Source organism: Saccharopolyspora antiqui (assembly GCF_052246905.1).
Classification (GTDB): Bacteria; Actinomycetota; Actinomycetes; order Mycobacteriales; family Pseudonocardiaceae; genus Saccharopolyspora.
The window spans coordinates 91,169-112,127 of record NZ_JBQQBO010000003.1 but is presented as its reverse complement, the minus strand read 5'-3'; the positions used below and the strand labels follow the sequence as shown (position 1 = coordinate 112,127).

Genomic DNA, 20,959 nt, shown 5'->3' with positions numbered 1-20,959 from the left:
CGCTGCCCCGCGCCGCCCCGCGCGGCGACCCGGGTAAAGCGTCTTTCCCACAACACCCCACGTCAAACCGGCATCCGGCAACATCCCGGCAGCGCTGCCCCGGCCAGGCGCAACGAGCTGCGGGATGTCGGGAGCTGGCGTCGGCGCGGCGTCGTAGGCTGACCCAGTGACCGATCGCGACGCACACATCACCGAACCATCGCGCGCCGAACTCCCCCAGCTGACCGATCCGATCGTGGTCAGCGCCTTCGAAGGCTGGAACGATGCGGGCGACGCCGCCAGCTCCGCGATCGAGCACCTGCAGCTCATCTGGGACGCGACGCCGTTGAGCGAGATCGACCCGGACCCGTACTACGACTTCCAGGTCACCCGCCCGACGGTCAAGCTGGTCGACGGCATCACCCGCCAGGTCACCTGGCCCACCACGCGGCTGACGGTCTGCCGCCCGCCGGGCTGCGATCACGACGTGGTCCTGGTGCACGGCATCGAGCCGAACATGCGCTGGCGGGCGTTCTGCGCCGAGCTCGTCGAACAGATCGAGCAGCTCGGCGCCCGCACCGTGGTCACGCTGGGCGCACTGCTCGCGGATGCGCCGCACACCCGGCCGGTGCCGGTCAGCGGCGCCGCCTACGACACCGATTCAGCGGCCCGCTACGGCCTGGAGCGCTCCCGCTACGAGGGGCCGACTGGCATCGTCGGGGTCTTCCAGGACGCCTGCGTGCAGGCCGGGATCCCGGCGATCTCGTTCTGGGCGGCGGTGCCGCACTACGTGTCGCAGCCGCCGTCGCCGAAGGCGACGCTGGCGCTGCTGCACCGGGTGGAGGACGCGCTCGACGTCGAGGTGCCGTTGGGCAGCCTGCCCGAGCAGGCCGAGGAGTGGGAGCAGACCGTCAGCGAGATGGCCGAGGAGGACGAGGACGTCCGCAACTACGTCCGCGCGCTGGAGGAGCGCGGGGACGCGGAGGTCAAGTTGACCGAGGCCAGCGGCGATGCCATCGCGGCGGAGTTCGAGCGCTACCTGCGCCGCCGCGGCCCCGGCGGCAAGGGTCCGCTGGGGCCTGGCCCGGGCTGATCCGCGTCGGTGCCCGTGAGGGGTCGTTCCGGTACGACCGCTCGCGAGGCCCGGTGGCGACAAATGGACTGGATCTTGACTCCGCTCAATGGTCCAGTCCATTTTTGTGCCTCGGATCATTCCCCCGGATCGGAGCACCGCATGCCACGGTTCCGCATCGCGCTCGCCGCCCTGGTCGGGCTGGCGCTACCCGCGATCCCCGCGTCGGCTGCACCCGAGCCCGCCGCCCCGGACATCCCGAGCCACGCCCTGGTCGGGTACCTGCACGCCAGCTTCGCCAACGGCTCCGGCTACCTGCCGGTCGCCGATGTGCCCCCGGAGTGGGACGTCATCGATCTGGCCTTCGCCGAACCCACCTCCCCGACCTCCGGCCAGTTGGAGTTCAACCTCTGCCCCGTCGAGGAATGCCCGAACGTCGAGACCGAAGCGGAGTTCATCGCCGGGATCAAGGCGAAGCAGGCCGAAGGCAAGGAGGTGCTGCTGTCGGTCGGCGGCGCGAACGGGCAGGTGCGGCTGGAGACCACGGGCGCGCGGGACGCGTTCGTCGAATCCGCCGCCGCGATCATCGACCGCTACGGCCTGGACGGCATCGACATCGACTTCGAGGGCCACTCGCTGGAACTCGCGCCCGGTGACACCGACCTGAAGAATCCGACCACGCCGGTCGTGGTCAACCTGATCGACGCCCTCCGGGCGCTCTCCGACCGCTACGGCGAGGCGTTCGTGCTGACCATGGCGCCCGAGACGTTCTTCGTCCAGGTCGGTTACGAGCACTACGGCGGTGGCAGCGGCGCCGACCCGCGGGCGGGTGCTTACCTGCCGGTGATCGAGGCGCTGCGGGCGCAGCTGGATCTGCTGCACGTGCAGAACTACAACTCGGGTCCGGTGATGGGGCTGGACGACCAGTACCACACGATGGGCAACGCGGACTTCCACGTGGCGATGATCGACATGCTGCTGACCGGGTTCCCGCTGGCGAAGAACCCGGACAACGTCTTCGCCCCGCTGAGCCCGGCACAGGTCGCCATCGGCCTGCCCGCGGCCAACCCGGCGGGCAACGGATTCACCCCGGTGCCGGAAGTCCACAAGGCACTCGACTGCGTGCGCGCGGGCGCCGGCTGCGGCCCGTACCAACCACACGGCACCTACCCCGCACTACGCGGCCTGATGGCGTGGTCGATCAACTGGGACGCCTTCCACAACAACGAGTTCGCCCGCAGCCACGACGCCTACCAACCCTCGATCAGGTGACCGGTGAGGGGCACCCGTGACCCAGTTACTTGGTCACGGGTGCCCCTCACCCACTAACGCTGCTGAGGTACTCGTCCGCGCCGGTCGGGTCGAGGAACCAGGTCTGGAAATCCTCGGGGTTGTTGAAGCCGTTCGCGAAGCGGTTGCGGATCGCCGGAATCTGCGCCGCCGCACCGAAAAGCCGCATCACGTGCGGCGGCGCCGGTTGCAGCGAGGCGTTGGTCCACGCCGCCACGTGCTTGGCGTATTCCCAGAACCGGTCGAAGGACTGCTGCATCCACTCCCGGTCGAAGGGCCGGTCGCCGCGCGCCACGATGCTGTCCAAATAGGACTGCGCGCAGTTGTTCGCGGAGTTGGCGCCCTGCCCGGTGATCGGGTCGTTGGTCACCACGGCATCTCCCATGCCCAGCACCAGCGCACCGGAGGGCAGTTGCGCCACCGGTTCGCGCACCACCGGGGTCACCGCACCGGCCAGGACAGCCCGATCGTCGGTCAACTCGGCCCCGGCGAACCGCTCGTACTCCCACGGCAGGTGGGCGCGCATCAGCTCCAGCATCCGCGCCCAGTGCTCCGCCGGGCCGGGACGATCCGACCAGCAGTCCAGCGGGCCGCCCGGAATCCCTTCGAAGAAGGGGATGTCGCAGGCGCCGCCCGAGGTGTAGCCGGGGATGACGAAGAGCTCGCCGACACCCGGCACCGCGTTGAACCGGACCGCCCCGGCGTCGTCTAGCCCGGTCGACGGCGCGGCGCCGCGCACGTAGGCGACCGAGAGCGCCCGCTGCGGTGCGGCGTACGGGGAGCGCTGCGGGTTCCGCTGGAAGATCCGGCCGAGCTCCCCAGCGCCCGACGCGATCACCACCAGGTCGTGGTCCCGGCTCAGCGAGTCCAATTCGGACAGTGTGACGCCGCGGTACTCGGCGGTACCGCCGCGCTCGGCGAAGAGTTCGAGCCAGCCAGCCATTTTCACGCGCTGGTCCACCGACTGGGCGTAGTCGGCGAGCTCTCCCCGCCAGTCCAGCGCGGGGGTGCCGTCCGGTCCGCCGACCGACAGCCGCACCGCGGTGATCTTCGGCGCCTGCGCCTCCCACAGGTTCAGGCCGTACTCGCGTTCGCGCTGCAACGCGGCGTGGAACATGCACTGGGTGGACATGATCCGGCCGCCGCGGATCTCCTCCGGCGTGCGCGCCGAGATCAACGTCACGGCATATCCGCGCGCCTGCAGGCAAAGCGCCAGCTGCAAGCCGGATTGTCCCGCCCCGATGATCAGGACCTTCCGCATACCCGGTCACCTCTCGTTTTGATCCCCGAACTTCGGGCGCAGCCGACCACCGCGGCTTGTTGCCGCAGCGGATTCAGCCGATTGCTCCCAGTAACCGGGCGAGATCAAACCAGACGGGCATTGCGGAAGTCCATGTACGAACGGACGGTATCTCCGAGTGGTGGAAAATAACCGCTGACCAGGCTATTTTTCCAAATCCAGCAGATGACTGATCGGAATTGATCAACTCCGGAAGGGTGACCGGAAACCCGATTTCCAGGTTTCCGATCACCCTCCGTATTGACTGCGGATTTCGGGGCCCAGTTCGGTGGCGATGGTGCGGGTGGGTGGGCGATTTCGCGCGAAATCGCCGCGGGCCCTCAGAGCTCGACGCCCAGGAGACCATCCACGGCGGTGCGGATCAGTTGCGGGGCGCCCTGATCGGAGCCGCCGCCCGCCAGCGCTTGCTCGGCCCAGGCATCGACGGCGCGCAGCGCCTGCGCGGTGTCCAGGTCGTCGGCCAGCCGCTCGCGCAGCCTCGCGACCGTCGCCTCCGCCGCCGGGGCGGCTGGCAGCGCGACGGCCGCCCGCCAACGCGCCAGGCGCTCGGTGCCCCTGGCCAGCGCGTCCGCCGTCCACGACCGATCGCAGCGGTAGTGACCCTCCAGCAGCGCCAGCCGGATGGCCATCGGGTCCACCTGATCACCGCGCAGCCGGGAGACGAACACCAGGTTTCCCTTGGACTTCGACATCTTCTCGCCGTCCAGGCCGATCATCCCGGCGTGCACGTAGTGCTTGGCGAACGGGAACTCGCCGGTGAGCGATTCGGCGTGCGCGGCGCTGAACTCGTGGTGCGGGAAGATCAGGTCCGAGCCGCCGCCCTGCACGTCGAAGCCGAGCCCGAGCCGGTTCAGCGCGATGACCGAACATTCCAGGTGCCAGCCCGGCCGCCCGGCGCCGAGCTCGGATTCCCAGGACGGCTCGCCGTCCCGGGCCGTCCGCCACAGCAGCGCGTCCAGCGGGTGCTCCTTGCCGGGCCGGTCCGGGTCGCCGCCGCGCTCGGCGAAGAAGCCGAGCATGGTCGCCTCGTCGTAGTTGGACTCGTAGCCGAAGTTGCCGGTGGACCCGTGCCGGAAGTAGATGTCCGGGTACTCGTCGTCGACCCGGTAGGCCGCGCCGGAGGACAGCAGCTTGCCGATCGCCTCGACGATTTCGGGGATGGATTCGACCGCGCCGACGAAGTCGACCGGCGGCACCACCCGCAGGGCCTCCATGTCCTCGCGGAACAACGCGGTCTCGCGCATCGCGAGCACAACCCAGTCCTCGTGGTCGCGCTCGGCGCGCTCCAGCAGCGGGTCGTCGATGTCGGTGACGTTCTGCACGTAATGGACCTGGTGACCGTTGTCCAGCCAAACCCGGTGGACCAGGTCGAACGCCAGGTACGTCGCGGCGTGGCCGAGGTGCGTCGCGTCGTACGGGGTGATGCCGCAGACGTACATCCGCGCGACGGGCCCAGGTTCGGTGGGCCTGATCTCACCGGCGGCGGTGTCGAAGAGGTGCAGGGGCCGAGGGGTGCCGGGCACCTGAGGCACGGGAACCGATGACCAGGGTTGCATGCATCCGACCTTAAACGTCCCCGCGCGGTGGACGCCGCCACCTGGACCAACACCCGTATCACATCGTGGGACGCGCGGCGGCTCCCCGGGCGCACCAACCGGGCAAAAGATCTTGTCGGAACCGATCGAATTCCGGCCAGCAATTCACGAATCAAGGCCACGTCAAGATCATTTCCGACCGGGAAATTTCCGGCAAAACAACCCAGAACGACCAATTGTGATCGATTCCATCTATCACATCGCAACGCCTGTCACGAAGTGGGACCATTTTGACGAGAAATAAAATAATCGCACGTCAGAGGCCCACTAAGGGCATACGCTAACGACCCGGACCAACCAAGTCGGACACCCGTACCGCAATCACATCTTCACCCGAATGGCTGGACACGGCCGCACCGCTAACTATGATCAACGGCCACGCGAAAGGACTGAACACAAATCTGCGACATGACGATTGGATCGGCGAGATCAAAAATTCGCATGGCCACCGGCGGCCAGGAGAACAACCCGGTACCGGTAGAGCAGGTGGAGGCGATCGGTGACATCGGTACGTGTGGAGCGGCTCTACAAGGTCTTCGGGCCACAGCCGAAGGAACTGGTCCGCCGCCTGCAGGCGGGAGCCGACCAGGAGGAGATCCAGGCGGCCGGTGCGACCGCCGCGGTCGTGGACGCGTCGTTCACCGTCTCCGAGGGCGAGACGTTCGTCGTCATGGGGCTGTCCGGCTCCGGCAAGTCGACCCTGATCCGCATGCTCAACGGGCTGCTCACGCCCAGCTCGGGCCAGGTGTTCTTGGATGACGAGGACATCACCGCGATGTCCGGCAAGGCGCTGCGCACCATGCGCCAGCAGCGGATGAGCATGGTGTTCCAGCACTTCGCCCTGTTCCCGCACCGCACCGTGCTGGACAACGCCGGGTACGGGCTGCGGATCAAGGGCGCAGACAAGTCCGAGATCACCGAACGGGCCCGCGAGGCGCTGAGCCTGGTCGGCCTGGAGGGCTGGGAGGACCGCTATCCGCAGCAGCTCTCCGGCGGCATGCGGCAACGCGTCGGGCTGGCCCGCGCACTGGCCGCGCAGACCGACGTGCTGCTGATGGACGAGGCGTTCAGCGCGCTGGACCCGCTGATCAAACGCGAGATGCAGGACCAGCTGCTCAACCTCAACGCCAAGCTGGGCAAGACGATCATCTTCATCACCCACGACCTCAACGAGGCGATGCGCCTCGGGGACCGCATCGCGGTGATGCGGGCCGGGCGGATCGTGCAGATCGGCACCTCCGAGCAGATCCTCAGCGAACCGGCCGACGACTACGTCGCCAGGTTCGTCCAGGACGTCGACCGCAGCCGAGTGCTCACCGCCGCATCGATCGCCGAGCCGCTGGCCACGCCGCTGGTGGCCGGGGCCAGCCCGGACGAAGCTCTCGACCTCATGCACCGGCACGACACCGACCTGCTGTTCGTCGCCGATGGCGACCGGCGCCTGCTCGGCGAGCTCAGCGCCACCGCCGCCGAACGGGCTCGGCGGGACGGCCGCGGCGACGTGGCCTCGGCGCTGACCCCGGTCGCCGACCCGGTGGCCGACAACACGCCGATGAAGGAGCTCTTCAGCCGGATGAGCGCCCGCTCGGTGCCGTTGCCGGTGGTCGACAAGCAGCACCGGCTGCTCGGTGTGGTCACGCCCGCCGCGGTCTTCCAGGCGTTGAGCCAGGAGCCAGTGGTGGCCGCCGAGATCCAGGAGGCATCCGATGGCTAATGGCACCCTCTACCTCGCCGCCCAGTTCGAGCTGCCCAGAATCCCGGTCGGGACGTGGTTCGCGGCCGTGGTGGACTGGCTGAACAACAACATCGGCCCAGTTTTCGACTTCATCTACCTGGTGCTGGATTCGGCGGTCACGGGGCTGACCTTCGCGCTGACCTGGCTGCCCGATCTGGTCATGGTGCTGGTGTTCACCGCGCTGGCGCTGTGGCTGCGCAGCTGGCGGTTCGCGCTGTTCAGCCTGATCGGCTTCGGGCTGATCGTGAGCATGCAGGAATTCGAAGCGGCGATGCAGACCCTTTCGCTGGTGCTGGTCGCGGCCGTCATCGCGGTGGTCATCGCGATTCCGGTGGGGATCCTCTCGGCGCGCAACGCGCGGGTCAGCATGGTCGTGCGGCCGGTGCTGGACCTGATGCAGACCATGCCAGCGTTCGTCTACCTGATCCCGGTGATCTTCTTCTTCAACGTCGGGTTGGTGCCGGGCGTGGTCGCCACGGTGATCTTCGCGTTGCCGCCGGGGGTCCGGCTGACCGAACTGGGCATCCGGCAGGTCGACGCCGAGGTCGTCGAGGCCGGGGAGGCCTTCGGCGCACCCAACCGCAAGATCCTCACCGGGATCCAGCTCCCGCTGGCGATGCCGTCGATCATGGCGGGCATCAACCAGGTGATCATGCTCGCGCTGTCGATGGTGGTCATCGCGGGCATGGTCGGTGCCACCGGGCTGGGCTCCGAGATCTACCAGGCGGTCACCCGCGTCCAACTGGACCTGGGTTTCGAAGCTGGGCTTTCGGTGGTGATCCTCGCGGTTTACCTGGACCGCATCACCGCCGTGTTGTCCGACCGCTCGCCGGTGGCGCGGGCGGAGCGCAAGGCGGCCAAGACCGGATGAGCCGGTTGAGCGGTCGCCGCAGAAAGGCAGGGCAGGAATGTTGACCGGAAGAAGATCACGCAGACTCTTCGCGCTCCTCGCCGCGCTGGCCGCGCTGGTACTGGTGGCCGCCGGGTGCGGTGGGCGCGAAGTGCAGACGGGACAGCAGCAGAAGACGATCAACATCGGTTTCATCGCCTGGGACGAGGACATCGCGGTCACCCACCTCTACAAAGTGCTGCTGGAGCAGAAGGGCTACCAGGTCAAAACCCAGGAGCTGGAGGCGGGCCCGATGTACGCCGGGCTCTCGCAGGGCAACATCGACGTGTTCCTGGACGGCTGGCTGCCCGAGACGCACGCCGACTACTGGCGGCAGTACGGACCGCAACTGGAGGACCTGACGGTCTGGTACAACCAGGCGACGCTGAACATCGCGGTGCCGAAGTACATGACCGACATCAACACCATCGCCGACCTCAAGGGCAAGGCTGCGCAGTTCAACGGTATGATCACCGGCATCGACCCCGGCGCCGGTCTGACCCGCATCACCAAGGACAACGCGATCCCGGCCTACGGTCTCAGCGGCGAGTACAACCTGCAGACCTCGTCGACGACCGCGATGCTGGCCGCGCTGCAGAAGGCGACCGAGGAGCAGAAGCCGATCGTGGTCACGCTGTGGCACCCGCACTGGGCCTACGCCCGCTACCCGATCAAGGACCTGCAGGACCCGCAGGGCGCGATGGGCAAGGCCGAGGAGATCCACGCGATCGGCCGCAAGGGCTTCAGCCAGGACTTCCCCGAGGTCACCGACATGATCAAGAAGTTCAAGCTGGACGACCAGCAGCTCGCGTCGCTGGAAGACGCGATCAACAACGCCGGGAAGGGCAAGGAGGACGACGCCGCCAGGCAGTGGGCGGCGCAGAACCCGGCCGTGGTGAACACGTTCTTCACCCCGTGACCTGAAGATCTGCCAGGCGGCCGGTGGGTGTTGGCCCACCGGCCGCTTTCGTCACCGCGGTTTCCGGATGCCGTCGATCAGCCTGGTCCAGTTGTCCCCGCCCCGACCTGCGGCGATGGCGCGGTCGTAGTGCGCCTTGATGGCGCGCGGCAGTTCGACGTCGATGCCCGCGGCCTGGCTGGCCGCCAGGATGTGGTCGGCGGTCGCGCCCATCATGGTCGCGGTGCTCAGGTCACCGGGATGGTCGCCGCCATCGATCTGCGCCGCCGCCGTCGGCAGGTAGTAGGAGATCATGTTGAAGTTGTCCACGGCCCAGGGCACGAACTCCTGCGCGGTCACGCCCGCCGCGCCGACCAGCGCGGTCGCGTGCAGGAACGCCGACAGGCTGGTCAGGAAGATGTCGAGCTGCGCCTGGTAGTAGAGCTGCGCCAGGCCCGGATCCGCGCCGACGTAGTTCGGCTTGCCGATGAGCCGCAGCGTCTTCTCGTGCGCTTCGAAGGCATCCTGCGGCCCGCTGTAGAAGACGTAGGCGGATTCCCCGCCGACCAGCGGTGCCGGGACCATGACACCGCCGGTGAGGAACTCGGCGCCGCGCTGGGCCGCCCACCGCGCCGCTTCGCGGGTCTTCTTTGGGGTGTCGGAGCTGAGGTTGACGATCACCCGGCCGCTGAGGTCCTCCACCGGCCCCAGGATGTCGTACATCGCCTGGTAGTCGGTGAGGCTCAGGACGACCAGCCCGCTGGCCCGCACCGCCTCCGCCGGGGTGGCGGCCCGGACCGCGCCGCGGGCGACCACGCCGTCGGCGCGGCTGGCGGTCCGGTTCCACACGGTCACCGGGTGGCCGCCCTTGAGCAGGGCGTCGACCATGGCCTGCCCCATCGGACCCAGACCGATCAGGGTGACGGACTCATTCATTTCGTTGTCCTCCAAGGGATTCTCACTTCTTGAGCAGTTCGATGACGCCGGTGAGGTCCTCGTGGCCGTGGCCGTCGGCGACCCTGCGTCGCATCAGGGAGTGCAGCGGGGCGAGCAGTTCGAAGCTGATGCCCAACTCTTCGGCGGCCGCCCTGAAGTTCGGGTAGGCGGCGGCCTGCATCGCGAGGTTGGAGACCACGCCGTCGCGGTAGTCGCCCTTGTCGATCTGTTCGGCCGCGGCGGCGGGCCAGCCGCCCATGCTGCCCATCCAGCGGCTCAGCAGCGGCGCGAACTCGGTCGTCGGCACGCCCGCCGAGCGGACCATCGCGAACGCCTGCAGCGCGCCCATGATCGTGCCGTACATGCCGCTGAGCAGGGCCAGATCGTGCAGCGCGGCCATGCCGGGGTCGCTGCCGAGGTAGACGCTCTCGCCGAAGACGTCCAGCACCGGCCGCGATTTCTCGAAAACGCCGCTGGGCCCGCTGTAGAGCAGGAACGCCGCCGGTGTCGCGATCATCGGCGGCACGGCCATGATGCCGCCGTCGAGGTAGTCGGCCCCGTGGTCGGCCGCCCAGGCCGCCATCCGGCGGGCCTGGCCGGGAGTTCCGTTGGTCAGGTTGACCAGGGTCCGCCCGGCCAGCACGTCGGTGTGCGGGGCGAGCACCTGGCTGACCGAGTCGTAGTCGAGCAGGCAGACCACGACCAGCCGACTCGCGATGATCGCGTCGGCGGCCGTGTCCGCGCGGGCCGCACCTCGGGCCACCAGCGGGTCCGCCTTCTCGGCGGTGCGGTTCCACACGGTGGTCCGGTGCCCCGTCGCCAGCAGTGCTTCGGCCAGTGCCGTACCCATCGCGCCGAGACCGAGCACGCTCACAACCGGTTCGTCGTCGGACATTTCGCTCCTTTCGGTCGCTTTCGCAGCCACTCTGCCGATGACCGCGCACGATCCGCGCATGATCGACTGGGGGTGCTGTCGCGGTCGCGGGCTAACGTGGCGGTTGTGCGTTTCGGTGTGCTCGGCCCGCTGGTGGTGTGGACATCCGACGGCAGCCCTGTCCAGGTGCCGGAGGCGAAGGTGCGCACCCTGCTCGCGGTGCTGCTCGCCCACGACGGGCCGGTGTCCGCGGACCGGTTGATCGATGTGCTGTGGGGCGATCAGCCGCCCGGCAATCCGACGAACACGTTGCAGACGAAGGTGTCCCAACTGCGCCGGGCGCTGGGCGAACCCGGCTTGATCAGCTACCGGGCGCCCAGCTACGCGCTGAACATCGAACCGGAGGCCGTCGACGCGCGCCGGTTCCGCGGCCTCGTCGCGCAGGCCCGCGAAACCGGCGCACCCGCGGTGCGCAAGACCCTGCTGGCCGACGCCCTGGCGCTGTGGCGGGGCCCGGCGTTCGCCGACTTCGCCGACGAACCGTTCGCCCAGGTCGTCGTCCAACGGCTCGCCGAGGAACGCCTCGGCGCGTTGGAAGAACTCGCCGAAACCCGGTTGGAGCTGGGCGAACACGCCGCGCTCGGCAGCGAGCTCGGCGAGCTGGTGGCCGAACACCCGCTGCGCGAGCGGCTGCGCGCGGTGCAGGTGCGTGCGCTCTACCGCACCGGGCGGCAGAGCGAGGCGTTGGCGAGCCTCGCGGACCTGCGCCAGCGGCTGGCCGACGAACTCGGCATCGATCCGAGCCCGGAGCTGGCCGAACTGCAGCAGGCGATCCTGACGCAGGACGTCGCGCTCGCCACCCCACCCCCGCCGGAGCACAACCTGCCGGTGCCGGTCACCGACCTGATCGGCCGAGAACGGGAGGTCGAGCAGGTCAAGTCGCTGCTGGGCGGCTCGCGCCTGATCACGCTGACCGGGCCGGGCGGGGTCGGCAAGACGCGGCTGGCCGTCGAGGCCGCGCGCACCTCGACGTTCCGGGACGGGGTGTGGCTGATCGAGCTGGCCGGAATCCGCGCCGACGGCGACGAGACTTGTTCGCTGGAACACGCGGTGCTGGCGGCGCTGGGCGTGCGCGAGAACGCCGTCGCGGTGCCCGTCGCGCCCGCTGATCCGCTCGTCGCCGCGTTGCGCGCAAAGGAAGTCCTGCTGGTGCTCGACAACTGCGAGCACCTGATCACCAGCGCCGCCGGGATGGCCGCGCGACTGCTGCGGGCCGTGCCGGGACTGCGGGTGCTGGCCACGAGCCGGGAGGCGCTGGGCATCTCCGGCGAAACGCTGCTGCCGGTATCGCCGTTGGACGTGCCCGCGGCCGATGCCGATCTCGCCGCCGTGCGGGCGTCCGCCGCGGTGCGGCTGTTCACCGCGCGGGCAGCCGCCGCGTCGCCGGAGTTCGCCGTCGACGCCGGGAACTCGGCCGCTGTCGCCGCGATCTGCCGCCGGTTGGACGGGATCCCGCTCGCGCTGGAACTGGCCGCCACCCGGGTGCGGGCCCTCGGCACGAGCATCCTTGAGTCCAGATTGGACGATCGATTCGCGCTGCTGACCTTCGGCACCCGCGACGCCCCGGAGCGGCAGCGGACGCTGCACGCGGTGATCGACTGGAGCTGGCGGCTGCTGCCGACCGCCGAGCGAATCGTGTTGCGCCGCCTGGCGATCCACCGCGACGGCTGCACCCTGGAAAGCGCCGAGGCGGTGTGCTCCGGAGACGGTGTCCAGCCCGCCGAGGTGCTCGACCTGCTGACCCGGCTGGTCGACCGATCACTGGTCGTCGCGACCGAAACGCCCACCGGCGGCCGTCGGTACCGGCTGCTGGAGTCCGTCGCGGCGTACTGCCTGGCCCGGCTCGACGACGCCGACGAGTACGAAACGCTGCGGCGGCGGCACAACGACCACTACCTGCGGCTCGCCGAGGCAGCCGAACCGCGGTTGCGCGGCCGGGATCAGCAGCGCTGGCTGGAGCGGCTCGACGCGGAGACGGCGAACCTGCGCACCGCACTGGACGACGGCATCCGACACGACGCCGAACGCGCGTTGCGGCTGGCCAGCGCGTTGACCTGGTGCTGGTTCCTGCGCGGCAGGCTCAGCGAGGCCCGGCTGTCGCTGGCCGCCGCGCTGGCCGTGGGCGGTGGCGAGTCGTGGACCAAGGCAGCCAGCTGGTACGCCGGGATCGCGCTGCTGACCGGTGCGCCCTTCGACCGCATCGACGCCTGGCGGAGCATCGCAAACCGCATCGATCGGGCAAGGGCCAGGTGGTTCCTGTACCACGCGAAGGCAACCATCGGCGATGTGTCCAACACCGAACCCGACGTGGACGAACTGGTCGCCGAGTTCGTGGAACTGGGCGACCGGTGGGGCTTGGCAGCCGCGCTCAGCGACCGGATGACCTACGGCATGACGCGCGGCGACCTGGCCGGAGCGCACCGGGATGCCGCGCGCAGCGCCGAACTCTTCCAGGAACTCGGCGACAGCTGGGGCCTGGCGCAGGCGTCGTACGGGCTCGGCACGATCGCCCAGATCGTCGGCGACTACGCCAGCGCCGAGCGCCACCACGCCGAGGGCCTGCGCGAGGCCGAGGCCCTGGGACTGTGGGCGGAGGTCGCCTACCAGACGTCCTGGCTCGGCCGGGTCGCACTGCTCACCCACGACTACGCGCGGGCGCGTGACCTGCACACCCGCGCGCTGCGGCTGGCCGCCGAGCGCGGTTTCACCCCGGCGGAGATGTACGCGGAGATCGGGCTGGCGCTGGGTTCGCGCCGGGAAGGCCGGTTCGCCGAAGCCGAACAGCACCTGCGCCGCGTGCTGGAATGGCACCGCCGCGTGGAGTTCGAGCCGGGAAACGCCCTGATCCTGGCCGAACTGGGCTTCCTCGCCGAACAGCGCGGCAACGCCCCAGCGGCCCACGACCTCCACCTGTCGGCCTACCGGATAGCCCGCCGCGGCACGGACCCCCGAGCGGTAGCGCTGACCCTCGAAGGCCTGGCCGGTGCCGAGGCCCTGGCGGACCAACCGGCGCAGGCCGCCCGCCTGCTCGGCGCGGCCGCGGCGGCGCGGGACTCCGTCGGCGCCCCATTACCTCCGGCAGAGCGCGACGACGTCGACCGGATCACCGCTGCGGCCCGAAAAGCCTTGGGCGGTGCGGGTTTCGACGCCGAGTTCGGTCGGGGTTCCGCGATGCCGTGGGACGGCGTCGACGCACTGGTCGACGTCCGCGGTTGGGACGCTTGACGGTGCGCGTTGCCCGAGCAGATGTGCGGCGAGCACGATGTTCTGGGCAGCCCGCCCAAGATCGATCAAGCGCCTGCAGCACCACCAACACCCTGGTCCCGCTGAGCTCAGACTGTGGCGGGCCCGAAATTCGGAAATCCCGGCACCGATCTCCGCGATTGGTCATCTGATGCGAGACTGGTAGGACGACCGTTGTTGAAAGTCGACGAGGGTGGGGGATATGGCCTTCTGGGTGGGCTTGGCCGTGGTGCTCGGCGTGTCGTTCGTGGGTTTCCTGCTGATTATGACGGTAGCCGTGCTGGGCGGCCTTTGGATCCGAAGAAGGGCGAACGAGCGGAGGGCCAACCAGCCCTGGCCGCCGCGCGAGCAATGGCCACCCCGGTGAAGGTTTGTTAGATCCGACCGGTCTTGAGGTTGCGGACCACCATTCCGGCGATTCGTTGCGCTTCCGGGCAGGCGTCCACTTGTCCGCCACCGCTTGCTGCGCCGTTGACCGAGAACTCGACGCTGAACGAGGCATCATCGGCCACCCCAACGGTGATTTCGCATTCGCCGCCGCCGCGCCGATCGATCGAAGAAGCGAAAATAGCCGGGTATCCGTCTACTGAGGACGGAACGAAGTACGCGTAGCTCTGCGGGACGTTCTTCCGGTTCTCGTGCATTTCGGCGATCGTCTCAGCGGACAGCCCATTGGTTGGGTTGGAGATCCCGAGGGTGACACTGCGCTGGCTCACCGGGTCGTACCGATCGCACTCCGACTCCGGCGTAATCACCTGTGGATCATTCAGGCCAGCCGCACGTATTTGCTCATCCAGCAGGAGACCGCAGGGAACTGCTTGGAATTTGGTCATGTCCAGCGGTTCGCGCACGGACGGCGAACCGTCGTTCGTCGCCCCGCTGGAACAGCTTGAGAGCAGCAGTGCGCCCGCCATGACAAAGAAAAACGTCCACCGCATCAACGCCGGTCCTCTCACCGATATCGCCACCCCGGCCATGCAGGACGTCAGTTGGCATTCCTGTTCGCGGGAACCCAACTGGACGTGTGGCCGACCTCCCCGCCGGGGATGCTGGGTACCTGGAAGCTGTTCGCGGACGCGAGCAGCGAAGTCGCACTGGTCTTGTAAGTGCCGACCTTCGATACGGCGTCGACGATCAGGTTGTTCACGTTCTTCACGAACGCCGAAAGCGTGTCCACGAGCTTCGTCAGGAAGACCCCGAGGGTAACCAGGTCGACACCAGGCACGTAAACGGTGAGTACCGCGAGGCCACCGTAGCCCATGAGCCCAGCGAGGTCTGCCGCGCAATCACCCATGAACTTGATCGCGGCGGCGTAGTTGTCGTAGACGATCTGCACGAATTCGCCGACCGTTCTGCCGATTGCGGTCACGGCGGCGTGGTTGGTGTTGAGCGCGACTACGACGCTTCCGGAGTACTGGTCGAACTGCTGGAAGGCCGCCCCCTCCCAGAGTCCGGCCAAGTTGTTCTTGGCGTTCTGGATCTCTTCGCGCGAATCGGCCATGACTGCGCACTGCGCCCACTCTTGTGCGAACCGCTGTGCTTTCTCGGCGTCACCAAAGAGTTGTGTCCTGATCATGTCGAGGGTCCTGATCACGCCCAGATCCCACGGGAGAAGTGCTGCTGCTTGCCGGATCTGCTGGTCCGCCCCCATCGGGTAAGGGGCCTTCGCGAGATCCGCTGCCGGTGCGTTCATCGAAGAGCTTCCTCACAAATCGTTCGCGGGCTTCGGGTCAGTTCCCGGGCGGCGGCGCGACCTCGTCCAAATCGCGCTTGATCCAGCCGAACTTGGCGTAGTACTCCTCGTCTTGCGCCTCGTAGTCCAAGGCGACGTCGTGCAAGGAACCGGCGGCCTGCTCCAACGTCTGCTGGCCTGCCTGGACCCGCCTGGTGATCTCATCCACTGCGGAGTTGTACTCGTCGACGATTCCCGACATGCGCCCGATCAGACCCAAGTCACCCGGGCTCATCTTCCAGCCGGGCAACGTGTTGATCGCGAAGTCGTTCCACCTCTCCGCCGTGTGTTCGAACGACTGCTGTGCTCGCCGAAGAGCTTCCGGGACAACTCTGTACTGCTCACCCAACTTTTGGCTCCTGGTAGGATTCTTCCTGGATTCGTCCGCGTAATACGTCAGTCGTAGCGCCGCTGCACGGCGTCGATCCGCTGTTTCTTGGCGTCCATCGCACGCGATTCGGCTTCCCGAATTGCCTGGACAACTTGTCTACCGAGGGCCGCTCCATTCGTCGCCCCGAGGCCACGTCGGTCGAGATCGACCGAAACCAGCTGTCCGCCACCGGTCACGGTAACCGAACCCAATCCACCCGGAATGGGCAGTCGGGTCTGCTGCCGCGCGGTATCACCCGCAACCTTCTGCACCTGTGCGACATTCGCGTCGATCTCCTTGGCCAACGCGTGCAGCTGATCGTAGATGTTCATCAGTCGCCCTCCCTCGTTCTACAGGCCGCCGAAGAGCGGTTCCTCGTTCTCGATGTCGTCGGGATCGCGGCGGCGCGAAGCCTTCCCGCGCCAGATGCTGGTCCCGTCGTCGCTCGGCACCCGGTTGTTGACCGGCGGACCGCTGTGCGGGCGGGACACCTCGGGGGTGCCGTGGAGCGCGGGGGCGGAAGGCGGGGACGCGGGATTCGGGGCGGCTTGCGGCTGATCCGACGCCAACGCGGCGTGGACCTGGGGACGCGAGGCTTCGGATGCACGCGCACGACTTGCGGCGACAGCCTCGACGATGGCCTGTCCCACCAGCTCCGGGTGCCCACCCCGCAATGCTCGATCGTCGATCCTGATGTCGAGCAATCCGCCGTGTCCGTCCACTGTGGCCTCTGCGGCCCCATTGCGAGACCGTGCCGAATAGCGCTGGTTGCCGAGCTCCACGTCCAGTTCGTTCAGCCTGTCGCGCACCCCGGAGAGGTCAGGGGGTTCGGGGAGGAACTGGTCAACATCCGTGCCGTCCATACCTGCCTTTCTCGCCTCGGACGAGCTGCACCGCTTCCGCACGCACGCCGATGAGCGGCTCAGATCGTCGTTGGGCATGTCTCGAAAGTCGGGGAATTCACGGATGCGCGAACCATGAGTGTTTAGCTGCACGACGCTGTGCGGCATCTGCGCCAGGCCCAGGACACGTACTCCCCCGACTCGTGTCAACATGATCTGCAGCGGCTCACCGTATCCGAGCGTCCTTGCTCCAGAAGGAATTTGGACGAAGCAGAACGTGCCGTACAGCCGATCTCACCCGAATGGCGCAGCCCTCGGACTGGAGCGCCGCCAGAACGTCCAGAGGGCATTGAGGGGGTGGCGGCCAGTTGGGATTGCCGGTAGCCCGGTGGGCGTGCGGGCAGGGTAGCCCAGCGCGATGACTGTGCGGACCTGCCACGGGTGCGGGTAGCCGACGATGGCGGTTACGCGTTCAGCGTTCTCCGCCCAGAAAAACGTCACCGGGCAGGAGCCGAGCCCAAGCAGGTGTGCGGCAAGCATGATGCGCTGGGCGACGCACCCGCCGCCGAACCCTTCCCCCGCAACGCCGAGGCCCGCTTCATCCACCCCGAACGAGCGAATTTTCCAGGTGAAGGGCACCTTTGACCGGCATAGTCGGTCAAAGGTGCCCTTCACTCACCACCCATCCGGGGGGGTTAGCGGCGGCGTTTGGTGCGGAGGTAGTCGCCGACGACCGCCGCGCCCAGGCCGTCCGAGGTCGGCGCCAGGACCCGCCCGCCGCCGCGGCGGGCGATGATGTCCACGAACGCCGCCAGGCTCGGGTCTTCGCCGAGCATGAACACGCTCAGGGTGGTGCCCAGGCGCTGCAATGCGTCCACTTCGGACAGCGTGACGGCGAGGGTGTGCTGACTCGGCGGGTACTGGAACACCGCCTCACCATCGGGTTCCAGGTGGGCGGTGGGTTCGCCGTCGGTGACCACCAGCACGACCGGCTGCGCGTCGGGGTGGCGGCGCAGGTGGCGACCGGCCAGCAGCAGGGCGTGGTGCAGGTTGGTGCCCTGCTCCCAAACCCCTTCCATCGCCGCCAGCTCACCGACGTCCACAGTGGACGCATAGCGTCCGAAGGTCACCAGCTGCAACGCATCCGAGCGGAACCGGGTCGCCACCAGGTGGTGCAGCGCGAGCGCGGTGCGCTTCATCGGCACCCAACGCCCGTCCTGCACCATCGACCACGACGTGTCCACGCACAGCACCACCGCCGCGCGGGAGCGCTGCTCGGTCTCGGCCACTTCGAGGTCCGAGATGTCCAGCCGCGCCGAATCGGGCCCCTCCGCCGCCCGCCGCAGCACCGCGTTGCGCACCGTGCGCACCGCGTCCCACGGCTCCGCGTCGCCGTAGCTCCACGGCCGCGTCGTGCCGGTCAGCTCGCCCGCCGCGCCAGCGCGGTCGGTGTCGCGCTCACCGCGCCGCGACCGCAGCTGGGAGATCACCGAGCGCAGCGCGTTCTCACCGAGCCGACGCATCGCCCGCGGACTCAGCCGCAGGCTGCCATCCGGGGCCCGCTGCAACAAACCCTGCTGCCGCAACTGCTTCTCGATCTCCGACAACCGCTGCGCATCGACAACGGCCTGCGGGCCGAGCTGCCGCTCCAACGCCTCCAGGTCGATGTCGTCCAGGCTCGCGCCGGGATACGACTGCCCGAGCTGCTCCGCCAGCCGTTCCAGCTCGCCGAGCTCGGCCATCGCCGCCGTCGCCTCGGCCAGCCCCATCGGCTGGTCGCCGCGGAACCGCGCCCGCCCCGTCCAGTCCTCGCCGGGCCGCAACCCCTGCAACTGCTGGTCGAGCCGCTGCAACGCCTGCCCGATGCGCGGATCGCCGAAAGCCTGCTGCGACAACGACATCAGCTCGGCTCGCTGCTGCTCGCTCATCGAGTTCAGCAACCGCTGCCCAGCAGCCGAGCGGGCCGCCAGGGCGTCGATCAGCTCGTCGACGTTGCGCGGGTTCTCCGGGAAGAACTCGCCGTGCTGGGCCATGAACTGCTCGAACTTCTGCTGGATATCGGCGTCGCCGCGGGCGTGCGCGGCCAGCAGCATCGACAGGTCGTCGAGCATCTGCCGCACCCGCTCGACGTCCTCGGGCGTGACCTGCCGCATGGCCTGCTTCATGCCCTGGAAGCGCTGTTCGAGGAACTCGGTGCCCAGCATCTGCCGGATTTCCTCGAAGGTCTCCCGCGCATCCGACGAACGCCAGTCGTAGTTGGCCAGTTCCGACACCTGGCCCGCGACATCCGGCGGCAGCGCGTCCAGTTGCAGCTCGCGGAACCGCGCGTCCTCGCTGGTGTCGGCCGCCAACGCCAGCCGCTCCTGCTCCAGCGCGCGGTCCAGCAGCCGCCGGACCTCGGAGATCGTGCCGTCCAGCCGGTGCCGACGCTGCAGTTCGCTGCGCCGCTGCCACAGCCGCCGGGTGAGCTCGTCCAGACCGGAGGTGTCGCGGGTGCCGGTGCGCAGCAGCTCCTCCAGCGCGGCGCGCGGTGATCCGCCTTCCATGACGTCGCGGCCGATCTGGTCCAGCGCCGCGCGCAGATCCACCGGCGGTTCGAGGGGATCCGCCCCGCCGTGCCACGCGTTGTACCGGAACCGGCGGCTCATCAGCTGTACACCGACCGATCGTCCTCAGCGTCCTTGCCCAGCCGCTTCGCCAGGTACAGCGACTCCAGCGCGAGCTCCACAGCGCTGGCGATCCGGCCCGGCGGATCACCGGCCCGCACCCCGGCCCGCTCGGCGACCTGGTGCAGCACCGGCAGTTCCGGCAGCGCGGTGAGCACATCGCGTCCGGACACGCGCTCCCCGGTGGCCACCGGGTGGCCGTCGGCAACGGCCTGGGCCAGCGATTGCAGGTCCAGCCCGGCGAACAGGCCACGCGCGGTGTCGGCGACCGAACGCCGCAGCAGGTAGCCGAGCAGCTCGTCCTCGCGACCCTCCTCCCCCGCCTCGAACTCGATCTTGCCGCGCAGCACCGCGGGCACCGCCGCCAGGTCGATCGGCCGGGCCACCGCCGGGTGTTCACCGGTCACCGCGGCGCGGTGCAGCGCGGCGGCCGAGACGGTTTCGGCGGCCGCGATGGCGAACCGGGCCGACACCCCGGAGCGCTGGTCGACCGCCGTGGACTCGCGCAGGTGGCCGACGAACCGGGCCAGCACCTCCAGCAGGTGATCGCCGACCTCCGCTGGCAGGTCCGCCTCCTGGCGCACCAGCGACACCTCTTCGTCGACGTCCAGCGGGTAGTGGGTGCGGATCTCGGCGCCGAAGCGGTCCTTCAGCGGCGTGATGATCCGGCCCCGGTTGGTGTAGTCCTCGGGGTTGGCGGTGGCGACCAGCAGCACGTCCAACGGCAGCCGCAGGCTGTAGCCGCGGATCTGGATGTCGCGCTCCTCCATCACGTTCAGCAGCGCCACCTGGATGCGCTCCGCCAGGTCGGGCAGCTCGTTGATGTTGACGATGCCGCGGTGCGCGCGCGGCACGAGTCCGAAGTGGATGGTCTCCGGGTCGCCCAGCGAGCGGCCTTCGGCGACCTTCACCGGATCCACGTCGCCGACCAGGTCACCGACCGAGGTGTCCGGAGTGGCCAGCTTCTCCGCGTAGCGTTCACTGCGGTGCCGCCAGTCCACCGGCAGGTCGTCGCCGAACTCCGCGGCCCGCCGCCGGGACGCCGGAGTGATCGGCTGCAGCGGATGTTCGCCCAGCTCGGAGCCCTCGATCACCGGGGTCCACTCGTCCAGCAGCTCGGTGAGGCTGCGCAGCAGTCGCGTCTTGCCCTGCCCGCGTTCGCCGAGCAGCACGAGGTCGTGCCCGGCGATCAGGGCGCGCTCCAGCTGCGGCAGCACGGTTTGGTCGAAGCCGACGATGCCGGGCCACAGCGCCCGGCCGGAGCGCAGCGCGGTCAGCAGGTTGGCGCGCAGCTCGGCCTTCACGCTGCGCGGCGCGTGGCCGCTGGACCGCAGCTCCCCCGCGGTGCGAGGCAGCCCTTGAGGTGGAGTCGGGATCGTCACCCCTTCGACGCTACCGCCCGGAACCGACACGCGCCGCCATAGCAGAAAGGATTTCGCATGCCGGTACGTAGGAGTAGAAACGACGTAACCCGTGTT

Annotated in this window: 19 protein-coding genes; 7 read left to right on the top strand and 12 right to left on the bottom strand. The window is 68.8% G+C overall.

Annotated elements, in window-relative coordinates; translation table 11 throughout:
- Positions 1–166: 166 nt before the first annotated feature.
- Both ACTWQN_RS07530 and ACTWQN_RS07525 read left to right on the top strand, forming a co-directional pair.
- Positions 167–1,072 carry a PAC2 family protein gene (locus ACTWQN_RS07530; protein WP_443202609.1) on the top strand — a complete coding sequence of 302 codons (906 nt, stop codon included), beginning with the start codon at positions 167–169 and terminating at the stop codon, positions 1,070–1,072.
- Positions 1,073–1,213: 141 nt separating this feature from the next.
- The gene (locus ACTWQN_RS07525; protein WP_443202608.1) at positions 1,214–2,323 is read left to right on the top strand and encodes a chitinase; all 1,110 of its coding nucleotides are present in this window, start codon (positions 1,214–1,216) and stop codon (positions 2,321–2,323) included.
- 46 nt (positions 2,324–2,369) lie between these two features.
- On the opposite strand, the gene ACTWQN_RS07520 is transcribed toward ACTWQN_RS07525, so the two are convergent.
- The gene (locus ACTWQN_RS07520) at positions 2,370–3,602 is read right to left on the bottom strand and encodes a styrene monooxygenase/indole monooxygenase family protein (RefSeq protein WP_443202607.1); all 1,233 of its coding nucleotides are present in this window, start codon (positions 3,600–3,602) and stop codon (positions 2,370–2,372) included.
- Between the two features lie 359 nt (positions 3,603–3,961).
- Positions 3,962–5,197, bottom strand: a complete 1,236-nt coding sequence (gene mshC, locus ACTWQN_RS07515) for a cysteine--1-D-myo-inosityl 2-amino-2-deoxy-alpha-D-glucopyranoside ligase (RefSeq protein WP_443202606.1) — start codon at positions 5,195–5,197, stop codon at positions 3,962–3,964.
- A gap of 553 nt (positions 5,198–5,750) precedes the next feature.
- Here mshC and ACTWQN_RS07510 point away from each other — a divergent pair.
- Genes ACTWQN_RS07510 through ACTWQN_RS07500 form a run of 3 tightly spaced genes read left to right on the top strand, consistent with a single transcriptional unit; the run spans position 5,751 to position 8,779 of the window.
- The gene (locus ACTWQN_RS07510) at positions 5,751–6,950 is read left to right on the top strand and encodes a quaternary amine ABC transporter ATP-binding protein (RefSeq protein WP_443202854.1); all 1,200 of its coding nucleotides are present in this window, start codon (positions 5,751–5,753) and stop codon (positions 6,948–6,950) included.
- Positions 6,943–7,842 (top strand): ABC transporter permease, encoded by a 900-nt coding sequence (locus ACTWQN_RS07505; protein WP_443202605.1) that lies wholly within the window; start codon positions 6,943–6,945, stop codon positions 7,840–7,842. The genes ACTWQN_RS07510 and ACTWQN_RS07505 overlap by 8 nt, the downstream gene beginning before the upstream one ends.
- A 37-nt stretch (positions 7,843–7,879) precedes the next feature.
- Positions 7,880–8,779: a glycine betaine ABC transporter substrate-binding protein gene (locus ACTWQN_RS07500; protein ID WP_443202604.1), complete on the top strand. Its 900-nt coding sequence runs from the start codon at positions 7,880–7,882 to the stop codon at positions 8,777–8,779.
- A 51-nt stretch (positions 8,780–8,830) separates the two neighbouring features.
- On the opposite strand, the gene ACTWQN_RS07495 is transcribed toward ACTWQN_RS07500, so the two are convergent.
- Positions 8,831–9,694 (bottom strand): NAD(P)-dependent oxidoreductase, encoded by an 864-nt coding sequence (locus tag ACTWQN_RS07495; RefSeq protein ID WP_443202603.1) that lies wholly within the window; start codon positions 9,692–9,694, stop codon positions 8,831–8,833.
- A 22-nt stretch (positions 9,695–9,716) separates the two neighbouring features.
- Positions 9,717–10,589, bottom strand: a complete 873-nt coding sequence (locus ACTWQN_RS07490) for an NAD(P)-dependent oxidoreductase (protein WP_443202602.1) — start codon at positions 10,587–10,589, stop codon at positions 9,717–9,719.
- 105 nt (positions 10,590–10,694) lie between these two features.
- Between ACTWQN_RS07490 and ACTWQN_RS07485 the strand changes: the two genes are divergently transcribed.
- Positions 10,695–13,853, top strand: coding sequence for an ATP-binding protein (locus ACTWQN_RS07485; RefSeq protein ID WP_443202601.1), 3,159 nt, complete (start codon positions 10,695–10,697; stop codon positions 13,851–13,853).
- A 220-nt stretch (positions 13,854–14,073) separates the two neighbouring features.
- Positions 14,074–14,238: a hypothetical protein gene (locus ACTWQN_RS07480; RefSeq protein ID WP_443202600.1), complete on the top strand. Its 165-nt coding sequence runs from the start codon at positions 14,074–14,076 to the stop codon at positions 14,236–14,238.
- Positions 14,239–14,245: 7 nt separating this feature from the next.
- Here the strand turns inward: ACTWQN_RS07480 and ACTWQN_RS07475 are convergent, their stop codons facing one another.
- The 8 genes from ACTWQN_RS07475 to ACTWQN_RS07440 form a co-directional block, all read right to left on the bottom strand.
- Complete coding sequence (locus ACTWQN_RS07475) at positions 14,246–14,809, bottom strand: DUF3558 domain-containing protein (protein WP_443202853.1); 564 nt, start codon at positions 14,807–14,809, stop codon at positions 14,246–14,248.
- 47 nt (positions 14,810–14,856) lie between these two features.
- Positions 14,857–15,564, bottom strand: coding sequence for a hypothetical protein (locus ACTWQN_RS07470; protein ID WP_443202599.1), 708 nt, complete (start codon positions 15,562–15,564; stop codon positions 14,857–14,859).
- A 37-nt stretch (positions 15,565–15,601) separates the two neighbouring features.
- Entirely contained in the window at positions 15,602–15,952 is a 351-nt protein-coding gene (locus tag ACTWQN_RS07465) for a hypothetical protein (RefSeq protein WP_443202598.1), read from the bottom strand.
- 47 nt (positions 15,953–15,999) lie between these two features.
- The gene (locus ACTWQN_RS07460) at positions 16,000–16,305 is read right to left on the bottom strand and encodes a YbaB/EbfC family nucleoid-associated protein (protein WP_443202597.1); all 306 of its coding nucleotides are present in this window, start codon (positions 16,303–16,305) and stop codon (positions 16,000–16,002) included.
- Positions 16,306–16,323: 18 nt separating this feature from the next.
- Positions 16,324–16,836 carry a YbaB/EbfC family nucleoid-associated protein gene (locus tag ACTWQN_RS07455; protein WP_443202596.1) on the bottom strand — a complete coding sequence of 171 codons (513 nt, stop codon included), beginning with the start codon at positions 16,834–16,836 and terminating at the stop codon, positions 16,324–16,326.
- A gap of 273 nt (positions 16,837–17,109) precedes the next feature.
- Positions 17,110–17,454, bottom strand: coding sequence for a nitroreductase family protein (locus ACTWQN_RS07450; RefSeq protein WP_443202595.1), 345 nt, complete (start codon positions 17,452–17,454; stop codon positions 17,110–17,112).
- A 56-nt stretch (positions 17,455–17,510) separates the two neighbouring features.
- Positions 17,511–19,463: a vWA domain-containing protein gene (locus tag ACTWQN_RS07445; protein WP_443202594.1), complete on the bottom strand. Its 1,953-nt coding sequence runs from the start codon at positions 19,461–19,463 to the stop codon at positions 17,511–17,513.
- Positions 19,463–20,863, bottom strand: coding sequence for an ATP-binding protein (locus tag ACTWQN_RS07440; protein WP_443202593.1), 1,401 nt, complete (start codon positions 20,861–20,863; stop codon positions 19,463–19,465). Before ACTWQN_RS07440 ends, ACTWQN_RS07445 begins: the two co-directional genes overlap by 1 nt.
- Between the last annotated feature and the right edge of the window lie 96 nt (positions 20,864–20,959).